At 48.4% G+C, this 16,853-nt stretch carries 19 protein-coding genes; all 19 read left to right on the top strand.

The window, feature by feature from the left end:
* Positions 1-244 precede the first annotated feature (244 nt).
* The 19 genes from BHK98_RS02705 (at position 245) to BHK98_RS14170 (ending at position 16,806) form a co-directional block, all read left to right on the top strand.
* A complete protein-coding gene (locus BHK98_RS02705) occupies positions 245-580 on the top strand; it encodes an HTH domain-containing protein (RefSeq protein WP_075712074.1) in 336 nt (111 codons plus the stop codon).
* Between the two features lie 46 nt (positions 581-626).
* Positions 627-1,031 (top strand): DUF7768 domain-containing protein, encoded by a 405-nt coding sequence (locus BHK98_RS02700; protein ID WP_075712073.1) that lies wholly within the window; start codon positions 627-629, stop codon positions 1,029-1,031.
* A gap of 15 nt (positions 1,032-1,046) precedes the next feature.
* A complete protein-coding gene (locus BHK98_RS02695) occupies positions 1,047-1,331 on the top strand; it encodes a hypothetical protein (RefSeq protein WP_075712072.1) in 285 nt (94 codons plus the stop codon).
* Positions 1,331-2,470, top strand: a complete 1,140-nt coding sequence (locus tag BHK98_RS02690) for a DUF2800 domain-containing protein (protein WP_075712071.1) — start codon at positions 1,331-1,333, stop codon at positions 2,468-2,470. The genes BHK98_RS02695 and BHK98_RS02690 overlap by 1 nt, the downstream gene beginning before the upstream one ends.
* A complete protein-coding gene (locus BHK98_RS02685; RefSeq protein ID WP_075712070.1) occupies positions 2,463-3,002 on the top strand; it encodes a DUF2815 family protein in 540 nt (179 codons plus the stop codon). Before BHK98_RS02690 ends, BHK98_RS02685 begins: the two co-directional genes overlap by 8 nt.
* A 59-nt stretch (positions 3,003-3,061) precedes the next feature.
* On the top strand, positions 3,062-5,908 hold the full coding sequence (locus BHK98_RS13750; protein WP_075712069.1) for a DNA polymerase: 2,847 nt from the start codon (positions 3,062-3,064) through the stop codon (positions 5,906-5,908).
* An 11-nt stretch (positions 5,909-5,919) separates the two neighbouring features.
* Complete coding sequence (locus tag BHK98_RS02675) at positions 5,920-6,276, top strand: hypothetical protein (protein WP_075712068.1); 357 nt, start codon at positions 5,920-5,922, stop codon at positions 6,274-6,276.
* Positions 6,266-6,880: a PDDEXK family nuclease gene (locus BHK98_RS02670; protein ID WP_075712067.1), complete on the top strand. Its 615-nt coding sequence runs from the start codon at positions 6,266-6,268 to the stop codon at positions 6,878-6,880. Before BHK98_RS02675 ends, BHK98_RS02670 begins: the two co-directional genes overlap by 11 nt.
* Entirely contained in the window at positions 6,880-9,228 is a 2,349-nt protein-coding gene (locus tag BHK98_RS02665; RefSeq protein WP_075712066.1) for a virulence-associated E family protein, read from the top strand. Before BHK98_RS02670 ends, BHK98_RS02665 begins: the two co-directional genes overlap by 1 nt.
* 142 nt (positions 9,229-9,370) lie before the next feature.
* Positions 9,371-9,652 (top strand): VRR-NUC domain-containing protein, encoded by a 282-nt coding sequence (locus BHK98_RS02660; RefSeq protein ID WP_075712065.1) that lies wholly within the window; start codon positions 9,371-9,373, stop codon positions 9,650-9,652.
* Positions 9,633-10,982, top strand: a complete 1,350-nt coding sequence (locus BHK98_RS02655) for a DEAD/DEAH box helicase (RefSeq protein ID WP_075712064.1) — start codon at positions 9,633-9,635, stop codon at positions 10,980-10,982. Before BHK98_RS02660 ends, BHK98_RS02655 begins: the two co-directional genes overlap by 20 nt.
* Complete coding sequence (locus tag BHK98_RS02650) at positions 10,979-11,470, top strand: hypothetical protein (RefSeq protein WP_083628015.1); 492 nt, start codon at positions 10,979-10,981, stop codon at positions 11,468-11,470. The genes BHK98_RS02655 and BHK98_RS02650 overlap by 4 nt, the downstream gene beginning before the upstream one ends.
* A 211-nt stretch (positions 11,471-11,681) precedes the next feature.
* Complete coding sequence (locus BHK98_RS02645) at positions 11,682-12,245, top strand: zinc metalloprotease (protein ID WP_075712063.1); 564 nt, start codon at positions 11,682-11,684, stop codon at positions 12,243-12,245.
* A 43-nt stretch (positions 12,246-12,288) separates the two neighbouring features.
* Positions 12,289-12,996, top strand: a complete 708-nt coding sequence (locus BHK98_RS02640) for a hypothetical protein (protein ID WP_075712062.1) — start codon at positions 12,289-12,291, stop codon at positions 12,994-12,996.
* Between the two features lie 194 nt (positions 12,997-13,190).
* A complete protein-coding gene (locus BHK98_RS02635; RefSeq protein ID WP_075712061.1) occupies positions 13,191-13,550 on the top strand; it encodes an HNH endonuclease in 360 nt (119 codons plus the stop codon).
* 281 nt (positions 13,551-13,831) lie between these two features.
* Positions 13,832-14,311: an RNA polymerase subunit sigma-70 gene (locus tag BHK98_RS02630; RefSeq protein ID WP_075712060.1), complete on the top strand. Its 480-nt coding sequence runs from the start codon at positions 13,832-13,834 to the stop codon at positions 14,309-14,311.
* Positions 14,304-15,545 carry a site-specific DNA-methyltransferase gene (locus BHK98_RS02625; protein ID WP_417448541.1) on the top strand — a complete coding sequence of 414 codons (1,242 nt, stop codon included), beginning with the start codon at positions 14,304-14,306 and terminating at the stop codon, positions 15,543-15,545. The genes BHK98_RS02630 and BHK98_RS02625 overlap by 8 nt, the downstream gene beginning before the upstream one ends.
* Positions 15,546-15,631: 86 nt before the next feature.
* Complete coding sequence (locus tag BHK98_RS02620) at positions 15,632-16,411, top strand: hypothetical protein (protein ID WP_075712059.1); 780 nt, start codon at positions 15,632-15,634, stop codon at positions 16,409-16,411.
* Positions 16,408-16,806 carry a DUF4314 domain-containing protein gene (locus tag BHK98_RS14170; protein WP_083628014.1) on the top strand — a complete coding sequence of 133 codons (399 nt, stop codon included), beginning with the start codon at positions 16,408-16,410 and terminating at the stop codon, positions 16,804-16,806. The genes BHK98_RS02620 and BHK98_RS14170 overlap by 4 nt, the downstream gene beginning before the upstream one ends.
* Positions 16,807-16,853: the final 47 nt, after the last annotated feature.

Below are 16,853 nucleotides of genomic sequence, written 5' to 3'. Positions count from 1 at the left end.
TCGCTTTTGACACGAGAATAAACTAGTGGAATACTAAACTTCAGGGTAAATAATTCTGAAGATGTGGCAACAAATGGCCGGAGTTATCACAACACCTAAGAGGGTGAAGTGATGGCTCCGGTTTTTTCTTTTGTTAGCACGATGAATGCATATATTTTTGGAATTTTCTCCAAACCGGAAACTACCCTTCCTATTTGATTTTTATCATCAAGACACAATCAGTAAGAAGGAGGTGATCTGAGCCGTGACCGCAACAGAACGCAGGGAAGAAATCATGAGAATCATAGTCGTCCGAAGAAGGGAGAATATGACGAATCTTGCCCGGGAACTCGGTGTGACGACGCGGACGATCAGAAATGACATTCTGGTGCTCACGAGCTCATATCCTCTGGAAACGGTGCGAGGTCACGGCGGAGGAGTTTATCTGCCGGATGATTATCAGCCCTATAAGAATACGCTGTCCCGGAAACATACCGAAACCATTCTGAATCTGAAGGGCAGGGTTTCAGAGGATGAATGGAAGGAACTCGAGCAGATTCTGCGTGAGCATTCGCCCTGGTTTCCTGATTTAGACAAGTAATAACCACGGCCAATGCAGAGCCGAATGGAATGAAAGGATTAGCATCATGGACAAAGTTTTTATCTGCAGCCCATATAAGGGCGATGTCGAGAGGAATGTGGCACTCGCAAAGAAGGCCGCAGACTTCATTATCTTCAGGTCGGGCATTCCGATCGCACCACATTTGTATTTTCCCCGGTTTTTTAATGACAGGAGCCAGAGCGACAGAATCGCAGGAATCAAGATGGGCATTGAGCTCATGAAGGACTGCAGCGAGATGTGGGTTGTTGGCACTAAAATCTCTGCCGGAATGGAATACGAAATCGAGGAAGCCAGGAAGATCGGTATTCCAGTCAGGCTCTATGACGAGAATCTTACCGGAATCGATCCGGACACATTGCTTCTGGACGACAGACTGGATGACCGTTATTGCACAGTAATCAAAGGACTCCGCTTTTTTCGGAGCAGATAGCAGGAGGGATGAATCATGCAAAGCACATACAGAAAAATCGCAGAAGCGTATGACAAGCTGGCTGAGGGTTACCGTGAGCTGGCTGGCATTGAAGACGAAGGCGGCAGCGAAGAAACTGAAGCGGCTCCCGTGGAGAGTGATATTTCGATTGAGGACATTCGCGCAGTCCTTGCAGAAAAGTCTCAGGCCGGAAAAAGGAAGGAAGTCAAAGATCTCCTCCTGAAATATGACTCCGGAAGGCTCTCAGGAGTAGATGAGAAGGATTATCCGGCACTCTTAAAAGATGCGGAGGCGCTTTGATGGGTGCGCATGCAAGGTGCTCCCCGTCAGCGCTTCACAGGGTGCTGAACTGCACACCGTCGCTGGTGCTGTCGGAGCAGTTTGATGACGAGGAGAGTATGTATGCGGCAGAAGGGTCTGCAGGCCATGCTCTGGCGGAGCATCTTATAAAAAAGCACCTGAAGCTGCGGACAAAGAGACCGACGTCGGAATACTACACCGATGATCTGGTAGAGGCTGTAAACGAATATGTGACGTTTGTTACGGGTGAAATTGAGGCAGCAAAGGCCGAGTGCAAGACTCCCGTATTCGCAGTCGAGCAGAAGGTCGATATCAGCGAATACGTCGACGATTGCTGGGGTACTGCTGACATGACCATCATCACAGAAAAAGTCGCTCAAATCATCGATCTGAAACTTGGGAGGGGTGTTGAGGTATCGGCAGAGGACAATGACCAACTCAAAGCATACGGACTTGGCGTCCTCACAATGGCGGATATGTTATATGACATTGAAATCGTCAGGCTCACCATCTTCCAGCCGCGAATCGGAAACTACAGCACTTGGGACATTTCGTCGGCAGACCTCAGAAAGTGGGGAGAGGAAGTCTTAAAGCCGAGAGGAGCGATGGCACTCATTGGCGCAGGCGACTTCCATGCCGGGAGCTGGTGCAGATTCTGCAAGGCTAGATTCCAGTGCCGGGCAAGAGCCGAAGAATTCCTCAAGATGGCACAGATGGAATTCGCGCAGCCTGCACTACTCTCTGATGATGAGATCGCGGAGGTATTGGCCAAGGCCGACGAGCTCTCCAAGTGGGCAGCCGACATCTATGCCTATGCACAGGATCAGGCCATCACACGCGGAAAGGAGTGGCCGGGCTACAAGCTGGTGGAAGGAAGGTCAAACCGTAAGTACACCAGTGAGGAGGATGTAGAGGCGGCAGCAAAGGCTGCTGGCTACACCGACATATACAAACAGTCACTGATTGGGATCACAGACATGGAACGCCTGATGGGAAAGAAGCAGTTTGCTGACATACTCGGAAAGTATGTGTATAAGCCAGCAGGCAAGATCACATTAGTTCCAGATTCCGACAGACGAAAGGCTATTACACGAGACACTGCAGAAGCAGATTTTACGGAGGTAAAAGATAATGAGTAAGAATGTTAGTACGAAGGTTATTGTTCCCTGCAGATTCAGCTATCTTCACTGCTGGGAGCCGGATTCAGTAAACGGCGGAGATCCGAAGTATAGCGTCTCGGCAATTGTGCCGAAGTCAGATAAGAAGACCATTGATGCAATCAATGCGGCAATCGAGCAGGCTAAGAAGGACTCGGTTTCCAAGTGGGGCGGCAAGGTTCCGGCAAACCTGAAGCTGCCTCTCAGAGACGGTGACATCGACAGACCGGACGATGAGGCATATAAGGATGCATATTTTTTCAATGCCAATTCCCGTCAGGCTCCGCAGGTTGTGGATGCGCATGTACAGCCGATCCTCGACCAGAGCGAAGTCTACAGCGGATGCTACGGCAAGATCAGTGTTACGTTCTATGGCTACAATAGCAACGGTAATAGAGGAGTCGCGGCTGGTCTTGGAAACATCCAGAAGCTGAAAGACGGTGAGAGCCTCGGTGGTCGCACCACAGCAGCAGAGGATTTCGACACAGAGGATGATGACGATTTCCTGTCATAAGGAAACAAGGCAGAGGGCGAGGGGCAATGCGCCTCTCGCCTTTTTGAAGGGAGGCAGTTATGCAGCTTGGAATTGATATCGAGACCTATTCCGATGTGGATCTGGCCAAGTGCGGTGTCTATGCATATACGGACAGCCCTGCGTTTGAAATCCTGCTCTTTGCATACGCTTTTGATGATGAGGACGTGAGCATCGTTGACGTCGCGCAGGGTGAGAGCCTCCCGGACAGGGTGCTTGCTGCTCTGACCGACGACAGTATCGTAAAGACAGCCTTCAACGCGGCTTTTGAAAGAACCTGTATCGCAAAACACTATAACCTCACTCTGTTGCCTGCTGCCTGGCAGTGTACAGCTGTGCAGTCTGCCATGCTCGCACTTCCGGCATCCCTTGATGGTGTCGGTGAAGTGCTGGATATCCGGCAGAAGAAATTGAAAGAGGGAAAAGACCTCGTCCGGTACTTCTCCATGCCCTGTAAGCCGACGAAAGCAAACGGCGGCAGAACAAGAAATCTTCCGGAGCATGATCCCGGGAAGTGGAAACAATTTAAGTCTTACTGCATCAGGGACGTTGAGGCAGAGCGTGAGATCAGATATAAGCTGAGAAACTTCCCAATCCCGGAGAGTGAACAGTTGTTGTACCAGATGGATCAGGAAATCAATGATCGTGGCGTGCTCGTCGATCAAGTGCTCGTGGAACATGCTGTAACGTGTGATACAGAGTATCGGCAGCAGGTTACAAGGCGTGCTTATGAACTGTCCGGCCTTGAGAATCCGAACTCTCCGGCACAGATCAAGGACTGGCTAAGTGATAGAGGTGTGCAGGTTGACAGTCTATCAAAAAAGGCCGTGACAGACCTCATCGGGGAGACGAAGGGGGAAGTGCTGGAGATGTTAAAGCTCCGGCTTCTCATGGCAAAAACATCCGTCAAAAAGTATGAGGCAATTCAAAGGTCGGTATGTTCTGACGGACGAGTACACGGCCTGCTGCAGTTTTACGGCGCAAACAGGACTGGTCGCTGGTGTCTTACTGGAGATCATGAGGTGTTAACGCCGAACGGATGGGTGAGGCTTGACGAGTTTCAGGGCGGCAAGATGATGTGTTGGAACAGTACAACAGAGACGCTTTCATTTCAGGAGACTAAGCCAGTCGCATTTCCTTATGAAGGTGAGCTGGTGACTTATACAGGAAAGCGCATCTCTCAGGTGGCCACGCCGGATCATCGTATGGCGACATTAAGTAAAGAAGGTCTCTGGGAAGAAAGGACAGTGGAAGACATCGGGGAGCATAGATTCAAGATTCCGTTTACTGGAAAGCGGATTGTAAAGCAAAGACCATATGATGTGCCGGAACTCAAAGTCCTTATTATGACACAGGCAGATGGACATTATACGGCAGACGGGGCAGTAAGATTTCATTTCAGTAAGGAACGCAAGATCCTAAGGTGTCAGGAGTTACTTACAAATTGCGGTTTGCATTATGTTATACAGTCGAATGGTGATGGGACGACAGTTATTACAGTGAAATCGTCACAGGTACCTCTGTGGCTTAGGATGTTTTCAAAGAAGACGTTTGGATACTGGATGCTGGACGAGCCGCAGGAGATTGTTTTCGAAGAATTGGTCTTTTGGGATGGATATCGATCTGCTCCTAACTCAATTCAATATTCAACCAAGGTTAGGCAGAATGCGGATGTGATTCAGGCCTGTGCATTATGTGCCGGGTACAGCGCAACACTCAAAACAAAGAAACATGAAACCAGCGAATGGTCAGATGCTTATATCGTGAATATCTGGCTTACACCGGGGCATGGGACATCGATCAGAAGGGAGCAGGTTGGAAGGGTAGATTATACCGGGACAGTCTATTGTGCTGAAACATCGACAGGCTTTTTTCCAGTGAGGCGTGATGGCAGGGTATGGATAACAGGCAACTCCGGAAGGCTCGTGCAGGTTCAGAACTTGCCGCAGAATCATCTGGAAGATCTGTCCCTTGCCCGGGATCTGGTAAAGGCCGGAGACTACGAGACATTGGATCTGCTGTTTGATTCGGTACCAGGAGTCTTGTCGGAACTGATCCGGACAGCCTTCATTCCAAAGTCGGGCTGCCGATTCATCGTCGCGGACTTTTCTGCCATTGAAGCAAGAGTGCTCGCGTGGCTTTCCGGGGAGCAGTGGCGTATTGAAACCTTCAAAGAGGGTGGCGACATTTACTGCGCATCAGCATCAAAGATGTTTGGTGTTCCGGTCGTAAAGCATGGGGAGAATGGACATCTCAGGCAGAAAGGCAAGATCGCAGAATTAGCTCTTGGCTACGGTGGCTCGACAGGAGCCTTGACAGCGATGGGCGCAATCGATATGGGCATACCGGAAGAGGAGCTTCCGGTATTGGTGTCACAATGGAGAACAGCAAATCCACATATCACAAAATTCTGGTGGGATATCGATGTGGCTTCCAAGAAGGCAGTAAGGGAAAAGACCACGGTGTCCTGCGGCAATATCGTATTTGAGTACAGGTCAGGGATTTTATTCATCACCCTGCCATCAGGCAGGAGATTGTCATACGTGAAGCCGAGACTGGAGACAAACAGGTTTGAACGTCCTGCCATCACCTATGAGGGCGCAGGCGAGAGTAAGAAATGGATGCGCATCGAGACCTATGGCGCAAAGCTGACAGAAAACATTGTGCAGGCGACAGCCAGAGACCTTCTGGCGCAGGCCATGCTACGGCTTCGGGCAGCAGGCTTTGAAATCGTTATGCATATTCACGATGAGGCAGTGTGCGAAGTTCCTGTCGGGCAGTCGTCTGTGGAGGAGGTTTGCAGGATTATGACAGAAGTACCCAAGTGGGCAGCAGAGCTTCCTTTAAATGCCGATGGGTACGAATGCACTTTTTATAAAAAAGACTGACGGAGGAAGTCATGATAAACGATGGAATACTCCAAATCAAATATCCGACCGGGGAGATGAATCTGGTGATCGACCGCTTCTTTCCGGCGACTCTCGAGCGCGTGAAGATCGTGTTTCGGCTCATGCGGGATTATTCGCCTCCGGAAGACCAGATGGCGATCTATAGCTACCTGTCGGAACGGCTCTTGGAGTTTGACCAGCAGATGAACTATTACGGCGAGATCGTAGCAACAGAAGTATATCGCAGCAGGCTCCGGGAAGCATCAAATGGACTCAGGCAGAGCCAGACGATGTACAAACGCACCAAGCGGAATATGGAGTTATTACGCAAGATCACAGGACTGGAGGTAGGAAATCATGACACATGAAAAAGCCATACAAACAGAATATAAGGGGTACCTGTTCCGTTCCCGTCTGGAAGCGAGGTGGGCGGTTTTCTTCGATGCCCTCGGGATCGAATGGGAGTATGAGCCGGAGGGACTCGTCTTGAGCGATAGATCGTATTATCTGCCGGACTTTTATATCCCAAAGTTTCACTGTTACTTCGAAGTTAAGAGAAAAGGTATCAGGGGAACAGAGGAAGGAAACGAGGCAATAAGAAAGATTTCAGATGGAGAATATACCGATAGTTGGGCTGGGATTATTTGCTTTGGTGATCCGATGGATGATGACTTGCATATCTATTGTCAGGAGACAGACGATGGTGGTGGCGGCAGCTATGATGATCCGGTCACGATTGGCCTTCATCCGGACACAAAGGAGCCGTACCTCTTCGCCTATGAGGACAGGAGGGACAGGAGCTTTTTCCCGTTCTTCGGTGAAGACATGCCGTATATTCCGATGGTGACACAGGAGTACGGAGAATATGACTATAGCGATTTTGTCGGTCGCCGTGTTCAAAAGGCGAGAAAACTGGCAAGGCAGGCCAGATTCGAATATGGGGAGACACCAAAGGTCAGGGGGAAGAGATGATGCGTGATTTAGCAATAGCCTATGGCAACAGTCGTCAGGCAAAGAAATGGAGCAACAAGACAATACTGTTTGATTCCTTAAAGGAAAGGCTGAAGACTCCGATCCGTACCATTGAGTCTGCAGAGGAGTATGCTGCCATGAGTAAGGCGCAGAAGGATGCTGCAAAAGACCACGGCGGCTTTGTTGCAGGTGCTCTTAAGGGCGGCAGGCGCAAGGTAGATACTGTTGAGAAGCGGTCGATGATCGCGCTTGATGGCGACCGGATTCCAAGGGAGTTTCTGGAGGATTACGAGAGTATTGTTGGCTATACCTCTGCTCTTTATACCACGCATAGCCATACGCCGGACAAGCCGAGAGCGAGGATGGTATTTCCGCTGACCAGGGATGTTACGCCGGAGGAGTTTGTGGCGGTATCAAGGTATCTGGCGCAGGAGCTTGGGATTGACTATTTTGATGAGTGTTCTTATCTGCCGAATCAGCTCATGTACTGGCCATCGGCTCCATCTAACGGCGAATATGTGTATAAGGAGACGGATGGCGGCTGGCTCGATCCGGATAAGATATTAAACGATCATCCGGAATGGACAGATCCCACACAGCTTCCAACATCATCAAGGGAGAGCAAGGCGAATACGATCTCGAAAAAGAAGGTGCAGGATCCTCTCTCCAAGGAAGGCGTGGTCGGTCTGTTCAACCGGGCATTCTACCCAATATCGAAAGCTCTGGAGACATTTCTGCCTGACGTATATGAGCCGACAGTAAATCCTGACAGATACCAACTGATCGGCTCCAAAAGCGTTGCTGGCGTAGAGATCAAGGAGGATATGTTCGTTTATTCTCACCATGCCACAGATGCCGCATATCTGAAGCTCTGTAATGCTTTTGACATTGTCCGTATCCATAAGTTTGGCGGTGACGACGAGAAGAAATCATTCAGGGAGATGGCGGAATTTGCCATGCAGATCGATGAGGTGAAGATCCTTGCAGCCAATGAGCGTCTTGCACAGGCGGAGATTGATTTTGAAGATGGGGATGATGACTGGAAGACAAAGCTGAAATATCAGCCGAGATCTCAGCTTCTGGAAAATAGCGTTTATAACCTGAATCTGATACTGAACTACGATCCGGATTTCAGGAACTTCGCTTATAACGAGATGGCAAACCGGGTGCAGGTGACCGGGGATCTTCCATGGGAGCGTCCGGAAGGAAATGCCTTCTGGCGTGATGCTGACACAGCGCAGCTTAAGTCGATCATTGATATCCGGTACCTGCCGTTCTCAAGCAGAAACTATGATGTCTCTTTTACCAAGGTGGCTGACGACAGGCATTTCCATCCTATCCGGGACTATCTTGACGGTTTGCCAGAGTGGGATGGCGTAGAGCGTGTAGACAGCCTGTTTATTAAATATCTGCAGGCAGATGATACTGAGTATATCCGGACAGTTACAAGAAAGACCTTTGCAGCGGCAGTGGCACGGATCTATGTGCCGGGGATCAAGTTTGACTCGGTGCCTGTTCTTGATGGCGATCAGGGCATAGGGAAAAGTACGATTGTGAAAGACCTGGTTACATCCGATTATTATTCCGAAACACTTTCTCTTACCGATATGGATGATAAGTCCGGAGCAGAGAAGTTGCAGGGCTTTTGGGTGATCGAAATCGGAGAGCTTGCAGGAATGAAGAAGGCCGACATTGAGAAGGTTAAGGCCTTCCTGTCCACCTCAGATGATAAGTATCGTCCTTCCTACGGCAAGGTGGTAGAGAGCCATCCAAGGCAATGCATTATCATTGCGACCGTAAATGGTGAACGTGGCTATCTTCGTGATATTACAGGTAACCGTAGATTTTGGATCATCAAGGTACATCAGAAGAAACAGAAGAAGTCATGGAGCTTTGATAAGGCCTTCCGGGATCAGTTTTGGGCGGAGGCAAAGGAAATCTGGAAGTCCGGGGAGAAGCTGTATCTGGAGGGCGACGTTTTGGAAGCTTCCGAGGAAGCACAGAAGGGTGCGATGGAAGCGGATGAGCGCATCGGCATCATCGAGGAGTATTTGAATAAAGAGCTTCCGATGAGCTGGAGCGAACTGGATCTGTACACAAGACGCGATTACCTATCAGGGGCAGGCTTTAACAATATCGCCTCTGATGAGACGTTCACAAGGTCGGAGGTGAGCAATGCGGAGATATGGTGTGAATGCCTCGGAAATAACATCAAAGAGATGAAGCCAGCGGACAGCTATGCAATTGCAGCGATGATGGCTCAAATCAAGGGCTGGGAGCGCACCACTCAGATCAAAAGGCTGCCCATTTATGGCAGGCAGAGACTGTACAAAAAGGTGACGCAGTAACACAGGAACACAACTACTTTCCCTTATATTCGAAATGGGTTTTATATAGCCCCAATGAAGGGAATACGTAGCACGCGCACGCGTATAAAAATATGAGGGAGAGGTTGTGCCTTTGTGAACTTGTGACAGATGGGAGGCTTTTATGAATGAGAAGCATATCGAGAAAAAGCTCCGGGAAGCTGTCAGAGGAATGGGAGGCATAGCGGCAAAATTTGTGAGCCCGGGATGGGATGGCGTGCCCGACAGATTGCTCCTGTTTTCCGGAGGCAAGGCTGCCTTTGTGGAAGTAAAGAAGCCGGGAGGGAAGTTAAAGCCGCTTCAGCAGAAAAGAAAAAGGCAGCTTGAGGCACTTGGCTTTAAGGTCTACGTGCTGGATGGCATAGAGCAGATCGGAGGAATCCTTGATGATATACAAACCACATGATTATCAGCGGTATGCGACGGATTACATTCTGACGCATCCAGCCACCTGCCTGATGCTTGATATGGGATTAGGCAAGACGATCATCACCCTTACAGCACTATGGCACCTGTGCCTTGACAGGTTCGATGTATCGAGAGTGCTGATCGTAGCACCTAAGAGGGTGGCAGAGGACACGTGGCCACGTGAGCTAAGCAAGTGGGAGCACCTATCCGGGCTTACGTATTCGCTCGTCATGGGAAGCAAGGAAAAACGTGAGCAGGCACTGCGGCAGGATTCTTTCCTGTATATTACAAATCGCGAGAATCTCTGCTGGCTGATCGACAATCACAAATGGGATTTTGACATGGTCGTGCTCGATGAACTTAGCAGCTTCAAGTCAAACCGGGCGCAGCGGTTTAAGGCCATGAAGAAGGTGAGACCTCTATGCAGAAGGATCGTCGGCCTGACCGGAACGCCTGCGCCGAACTCGCTGATGGATCTCTGGGCTGAGATGTATCTGATGGATATGGGGCAGCGGCTTGGAAGATTTATCACAGGATACCGGGATCGGTACTTTGTGCCAGATAAAAGGAATCGCGAGATCATCTATAGCTATAAGCCGCGCGAGGGCGCAGAGGATGCGATCTACAGACAGATCTCTGATATCTGTATCTCCATGAAGGCAGCGGATCATATCAAAATGCCAGAGAGGATTAATAACGTGGTAGAAGTCACCATGAGCAGCAAGGAGCAGAAAATCTATGATGCCTTCAAAAAGGATATGGTCGTGCAGGTAAAGGAAACAGAGCTTGATGCGGTAAATGCGGCGGCGCTCTCAGGGAAACTCCTGCAGATGGCAAACGGCGCAGTCTACGGTGAAGGCAAATGCGTGATACCGATACACGATAAGAAGCTCGATGCACTTGAGGACCTGGTCGAAGCTGCAAATGGTAAACCGCTCCTGGTCGCGTACTGGTATAAACACGATCTTACGAGGCTGCAGGATCGGTTCAAAGAGGCGAGGATAATCGACAGGCCAGCGGATATTGCAGACTGGAATAATGGTAAGATCAGCATCGGCCTGATTCATCCTGCGGCAGCATCTCACGGACTGAACCTGCAAGAAGGAGGATGTACTATCGTCTGGTTTGGCCTGACATGGTCGCTGGAACTTTACCAGCAATTAAATGCCCGGCTCTGGCGGCAGGGGCAGAAAGAGACTGTGATCATTTATCACATCGTGGCAAAGGGAACAATTGACACTGACGTGCTGAAGGCACTGGAGAGAAAAGACGCCGGACAGTCGGCACTTATCGATGCGGTCAGAGCACAGATCGGAGGGAAGGCATGAGCGAGAGAATTGAAAATCTGATCCGGGAATATCCGAAGAGAAAACGGGATCTGGAATGTCTGCGTCGGCAGATAGCAGATTTCAGAGGCATAAGCGACGAAGACATGATTGACACGATGTACTTTTCTCAGCCGGAAGAAGAGCGTGTCCAGACCAGCGGAATCAGTGATAAGACTGCAAAGATTGCGACGACATACAGGGATAAGATGGCGCGGATTAATTCTGAGTGGTATGAGCATCTCGAAAGGCGGTACTACGAGCTGGCTGAGGAAGTTCGCTTCTTTGAATCAGCACTAAAGTCGCTTCCGGATGAGCTCTCCGATGTCATGACGGACATGATCATATATCGGTATACGTGGGATTCCCTCTGCAGCATCTATCATGTTTCCCGGACGATGATCGCCAAGTACAGAAGAAAAGCGATCTGGGAACTTGAAGACATGTATCAGCAGAGAGAAAAAGAAATGGTCGAGTACATGTTGTCGTAGCTCAATTGTTATGATGTAATAAATATATATTACAAAAATAATGGTAACTTTATCTTATAATGTTGAATCGCATGAGGGTGGATAAATAGGGTGCAAATTTTATAAATATTATATATGTTAACCAAAACAAAACTGAATATAATAAATAATTGACAATATTGCAAAATTAGGTTATCATATAAATAAAGTATAAGAGGGGAGGAGAAGTCATATGAGTAAAATAATAAAACGAACCTTAATTGTATCAAGCACGATAGTATTGTTACTGTTTTTCCTGGTGGGAAATAATGCATTTGCAAATACTTTCAGTGGAAAGTATACAACAGGGAATCTGACGTGGAAATTTGCGGGATCATATTCATCAGAAACACAAAAGAAACTGTTAAAGTATCCTAAAAAGTGGACGGCACTTTCGAGTAAACTCAACCTTACCGAAGAAGGTAATTCGTATAAGTACTCAAGATTCAGAGTAAGATATAAATTGACAAAACCGCCAACCTCCGGACTCTTAGGGAGAACATTTTTTTTCACTAAGGAAGGTTCGTCCTTAACATATACTGACAGATGGTGGAAGGCAACTGTGTCAGTTTATAACAATTCAGACGCTAACACGACCAATAAACATGCCACATTAGTGCATGAGGCTGGGCATGCTTTCAGCATGGCTCACTGTAATCATCCCGGGAAAAAACATATCATGCATCAGGGTTTAAAGAACTACACCTCTGTTTCGACGTATGAGAAAAATGAGCTTATTGGTAAGTGGGGATCATAATGAGTTGAAAGAGCAGTAGTAATTGGTATAAGGAGGTTTTGTTATGAAGAAAGTAATAGTACTATTGATTGCTACTCTGACAGTTACTCTTTGTGCATGTGGAAACGAGAACGAGAGCAAAACATCAAAAGTTAAGGATATTGCAGTACAGTCAGACTATACGCAGTATGAATATACGTCACTCAAGCAGGCGTCAGAGATTATAGTGAAAGCTGAAGTTCAAGATGAGCTTTCTGAAAAAAACAGCATAATTGAAAAGGATAGTGATGATCCAGAATCAGTTTCTGATTTCAGCGCAGTCAGAGAGATAAAAATACTTGAAGTATATGCTGGCAAGGAAAAAATAAAATCGGGAGATACTATAAAGATCATTGAGGATGCAGCAATGGATGGAGAGTACTATTATCACGGTGAGAATTATAAGAGTCTTAAGAAAGGCGAGGAGTATATTCTGTTCTTAAATAAGAATAATGCTGCTGGTAAATATTCAATAATCAGTGCTGATAATGGGAAAGTTTGTACCTCTGATTTTAAAGATATGAATGACCGCAGTGAAGAGAATTTCGAAGTTGCCGTTAAGGCTCTTGTAGAATTTGACAGCGATCTGGATGATAAAGAAAAGACAAAAATCATAGAAGGTAAAGTTTATAGAAATACTAATAAAGAGCCGTCAAAGAAAGAAATTGAATTGACTTCCGGGGTAGTGAAATACGACTATACAGATAAAGGAATTGCAGTCACTTTGAAATAATAGTTAAAGTTTGGAAAAAAACAATGGCAATAGCGATGAGTGCTTAAGTCAGAAGGTAGAGAAGCTTCTTGCGGTAGACCGTGGTTTACTAAGAGTGTACTGTAATGTAAATCAGCCTGTGCTATTCTTAAGCTGAGAAATGATAAAGTGAAGCCAGTGGGGAAGCCTGCTGGCTTTTGTGATGGGAGGAAGCAATGCCGAGAAGACCTGACACACCGTGCAAGTACCCGGGCTGCGCAAGGCTGGTTCCTTACGGCAGTAAGTACTGCGCCGAGCACACACCGTTTCACAGACAGGAGCAGCGGACAACAACAGAGAAAGGTTACGGCACTCGCTGGCAGAAGGAGTCCAGAGCATTCCTTCGTGCCAATCCTCTGTGCATCAGATGCAGGGAGCAAGGAAGGTACGTCAAGGCGACAGTCGTTGACCACGTCGTACCGCACCGGGGGGATCCCGTTCTGTTCTGGGATCGGAGCAACTGGCAGCCGCTTTGTAAAAGCTGCCATGACCATAAGACAATGACAGAGGATCGTTACCCCATCTATGAATACTGACAGGAGGGGATAGGGGCGGTCATAATCTTTGAAATTCGAGGCTTCACAGACCGCCGCCCCCTCTTGCGTGTATTTTCGCAGAATTAAAGGGAGGGGATACCGCGAAATCGTGACATTGTCATGAAAAAATCGTAACGAAACGCAGAAAGTCAGCCTTTAACGGAAAACTGTCCCGGTCTGGCTTTTGATATATTGTTTGGATTTAAGCCTGAAAAGATGTAGCGAAACGCCATCTTATCGGGCTTTTTTATTGAAACCGATTAGCGAAAGGAAGTGAGGGCATGACGACGGATCAGGCGGATAAGATCCGTGAACTTCGAATAAAAGGGGAAGGCTACCGGAGCATCGCCTCGAAGGTCGGTCTCTCAAGAGATATCGTCAGAAACTACTGCAAGGGACACGGGCTGGATGGCTACGCTAATGTCCTCGCAATGAACATCCGGGAACAGATTGAGCTTGGCAGAGCATGTCTTTGGTGCGGCAAGGAACTGGGGCAGCCGCTCACCGGACGCAGGAGAAAGTTCTGCTCAGATAAATGCAGACGCGAATGGTGGAAGGCGCACCCGGAGCGGATCAACAGAAGTGAAGACGCGTTTTATGAAAAGACCTGCGTGTATTGCGGCAGGGAATTCAAAGCATACGGCAATAAGGGCAGGCGTTACTGCTCCCATGATTGCTATGTAAGAGATCGCTTCTTCCGGGAAGAGGAAGGCCGCGATCCGTATATCAGTCCAAAGGAAAGCGAGGAAGCGAATGGATAAGGCGATGGAATGGAAAGAACTGGCCATAAGCGATCTTAAGCCAGCAACATATAATCCGAGAAAGAAGCTAAAAGCTGGAGATAAGGAATACGAAAAGATCAAGAATTCGATTCAGGAGTTTGGTTACGTTGAGCCGATTATTGTTAACTACGATATGACAGTGATTGGCGGACACCAGCGGCTGACCGTACTCCGAGATATGGGGTACGATACCGTCCAGTGTGTAATGGTACACATTGAAGATGCGGCAAAAGTCAAAGCATTGAACGTTGCGCTCAATAAGATCACAGGCGCGTGGGATGAACAGCTTCTCGCAGATCTTCTTGTAGACCTTCAGAAGGAAAATTTCAATACTGACCTGACCGGATTTGAGCCACCGGAAATCGGGCAGCTTTTCTCCAAGGTACATAACAAGGATATTACCGAGGATGATTTCGATGTTGAAGCAGAGCTTGCAAAATCGACGAAAGCAAAGCTCGGTGATGTTTGGATTCTTGGAGATCACAGGGTAGTCTGCGGCGACTCGACGCTGCCGGAGACATTTCATACTCTGATGGACGGAAAGAAGACCAACCTGGTAGTAACAGATCCGCCATATAACGTGGATGTAGAGGAGACCGCCGGGAAGATCAAAAACGACAATATGGCCGACGAGGACTTCTATAAGTTCCTGTTCGCGGCACTTGTAAATATGGAGCAGAACATGGAGCCGGATGCTTCGATCTATTTATTCCATGCAGATACGCAAGGCCTGACTGTGCGCCGGGCATTTACGGACGCAGGCTTTTATCTGTCAGGCTGCTGCATATGGAAGAAGAATGCGCTGGTGCTCGGGAGAAGCCCATACCAATGGATACATGAACCATGCCTTTTCGGTTGGAAGATCGGCGGCAAGCACCAATGGTACTCCGACAGAAAGCAGACAACCGTCTGGGAATATGACAGGCCAAAGGCAAGCCGGGAGCACCCGACAATGAAACCTGTGGCTCTTATGGCATATCCGATGAAAAACTCCTGTATGAGCAACTGCATCGTGCTTGATCCGTTTCTCGGCTCCGGCTCGACGCTCATCGCAGCAGAGGAGACAGGACGGATCTGCTACGGGGTTGAGCTTGATGAAAAGTTTGTGGACGTCATCGTCTGGCGTTACATGGAAGCGACCGGAAAGACGGATGTTTATGTGATCCGGGACGGTAAAAAGATCCCGGTATCAGAGGTGGAAGAATCTGAATAAATACACATTATCTGCTTGACTTATAGAGCCTTCAGAGTGATGTATAGACTACCAAAAAACCACTGAAGGAAAAGGAGGTCAAACAGATGAGAATTGAAACAAAAGCAGAGAACAGAAAAGAGATGGCGCAGCAGGTGGCGGCCTTCCTCGGGGAAGAAATGCACTACGCCGGAGCACCGAGTTTTGCCTACCAGATTGGAGCTGCAATCGTAAACCGAGACGGGAGTATTACATCAGAGGATGATGCTCTGGAAGAAAAGCTGCTGCCGTTTCTGATTGAAGAAGGCTACGCAGAGGAGGTACCGATGGAGCTCATCGTAAAGATTGCGGCAGAGAATCTGGATGCACAGGGCATACGAAACCTTGTGAACATGCTGTATAGCCGCCAGTACCTTTTGAACAAGGCTGCAGGAGGCGAGTATTTTTCCGTAACAGATGAGATGATCGGCCTCATGAAAGAAACATCGGAGGAAGATAAAGAAAGCTTGCTTGCCTTTATAAACGAGGCAGGCGGCATCACGGGGCTTGCCATAGAAGAAGATTCTGTGACATTTACCTTCCCGATGGGAGACGATCCCGGGAAAAACAAAGCCTTCACGGAGCTTGCAGCGGCGATGGTGAAAAAGGCAAAGGAGTCCAAGCGGATCAGGGCAAAGGAGCATACACCGGAAAACGAGAAATATTACTTCCGGGTATGGATTGTTTCCCTCGGCTTTGATGGAGCAGAGCATAAGGAAACGAGAATGCACCTTCTAAAGAGGCTCGCTGGTCACTCAGCATTTCGGACAGACGAGGACGCGGAGAAGTTCAAAGCGGCCATGAAAGAAAAGAGAAGGCTGGAGAAAGAAGGGAGGGGGCAGGCATGAGATTCCCATCAAGAGAGATCGTAGAGGGTATCAGAAAAAGATACCCGGCAGGCTCCCGTATAGAGCTTGTCAAAATGGATGATATGCAGGCACCACCAGCCGGAACGCTCGGTACCGTAACAGGCGTTGATGATATCGGATCGATCATGGTGCGCTGGGATAACGGCTCCAGCTTATCGGTATGCTACGGTGAGGATATTGTGCGCCGGGTCTGTCCGGTCTGCGGAGGCAGTTTGACCTGCCATCCGGCACTTTCACGCCGGGATAATAAGACCGAAATCTGTCCGGACTGTGGTACGAGAGAAGCCCTTGCAGCCATTGGCGTGGACATCGAAGATCAGGAAGGTGTTATCGCCGCGATCCATGAGCTCAAGGACGAAAAAGTATCGGAATAAATACTCAGAATATGTGCAGAATTGACTTGCTATTATCTGCCTTCAGA

Origin of the sequence: Hornefia porci (genome assembly GCF_001940235.1) — a bacterium.
Taxonomy (GTDB): Bacteria; Bacillota; Clostridia; order Peptostreptococcales; family Anaerovoracaceae; genus Aminicella; species Aminicella porci.
This window is presented reverse-complemented; position numbering and strand designations above follow the sequence as displayed.